The organism is Mesorhizobium sp. M2C.T.Ca.TU.002.02.1.1 (assembly GCF_003997225.1).
Map to the genome: position 1 here is coordinate 1 of NZ_RZTO01000862.1, position 1,317 is coordinate 1,317.

Annotated in this window: 1 protein-coding gene and 1 pseudogene; one reads left to right on the plus strand and one right to left on the minus strand. The window is 64.9% G+C overall.

The window, feature by feature from the left end:
• A partial coding sequence (locus tag EOD07_RS30580) for an amidohydrolase family protein (protein WP_164772694.1) occupies window positions 1-675 on the minus strand: 675 nt, incomplete at its 3' end.
• Window positions 676-772: 97 nt separating this feature from the next.
• On the opposite strand from EOD07_RS30580, the pseudogene EOD07_RS38745 reads away from it, so the two are divergent.
• Window positions 773-1,317, plus strand: a pseudogene (locus EOD07_RS38745) (imidazolonepropionase); the annotation flags it as partial.

Here is a 1,317-nt window from a genome sequence, read left to right on the forward strand (position 1 = left end):
GTTCGGCGTCATCGCAGCGACGGCATTGAGCTCGTCCGGCGTTGCGGCGCGCAAACTATGCGGCGCGACGCCGACGACGGCCTGTTCTAATGAGCGAACGCCCTCGCGGCTTCTCTCAAGCAAGCGCCCGAAACGCTCGACATCATTGATGAATCGCCGCTGGCCATCACCGGGAGCGGCGCCCCCGAAGGCGGAATGGGCATAGAAGACCGGCAGCAGCGTCAGCCCGATGCCGGTATCTGCCGAGGCAGCGGCGATCCGCTCGGCCATCTCGGCGATATTGGCGTAAGGCTGCCCGTCGCGGTCGTGATGCAGATAGTGGAACTCGCCGACGCGCGAAAAGCCGGCCTCCAGCATCTCGACATAGAGTTGCGCCGCCACCGCCTCGACCTGGTCCGGCGTCATCGACAGCGCGAAGCGGTACATCACCTCGCGCCAGCTCCAGAAACTGTCGGCCGAAAGGCCGCGTAATTCGGCCAAACCCGCCATGCCGCGCTGGAAGGCGTGGCTGTGCAAGTTGGGCATGCCCGGCAGGACTATGGCATGCCGCTCGTCGCCGGCCTGCGCCGAAGCGCCGACTTCGACTGAAGAGATGCGGCCATCTTCAAAAGCGATCCTGACATTGTCTTGCCAACCGCCGGGCAGCAGCGCCTGTTTTGCAAAGATCGCCGTCACGTTCCTCTCCGAATCTGAATGCCCAGGCGACATTATCACTTGCGCCGCGTTCCAATATGTATATACATAATCGTCATCCAAGCAAATGGAAAAGACGATGGGTGGAGCAAACGGGAAGAGCGGCCATCGGGTCTGGCGCAATGCGCGCCTGGCGACCATGGTCGATGGCGCTGCCGGTCTCGGTATCGTCGAAAAAGGCGCGATTGCCGCGCGCGACGGGCTTATCGTCTATGCCGGCCCGGAGGCCGACATGCCGGTCGCGGCCGGGCAGGGCGCCGAGACCGTCGATTGCGCTGGACGCTGGATCACGCCCGGCCTGATCGATTGCCATACGCACCTTGTCTATGCGGGCAACCGCGCCAACGAGTTCGAGATGCGGCTGGCTGGCGCCACTTATGAGGAAGTGGCCCGCGCCGGCGGCGGCATCGTCTCCTCGGTCAAGTCGCTGCGCGCAGCGAGCGAGGACAAGCTGGTCGCCGAGACGCTACCGCGTCTCGACGCGCTGTTGGCCGAAGGCGTCACCACCGTCGAGGTCAAGTCCGGCTACGGTCTCGATGCCGACAACGAGAAGAAGTCGCTGCGCGCCGCCCGCCGCCTGGCCGACGAGCGCCCCGTCACGGTCCGTACGACTTGCCTTGCGGC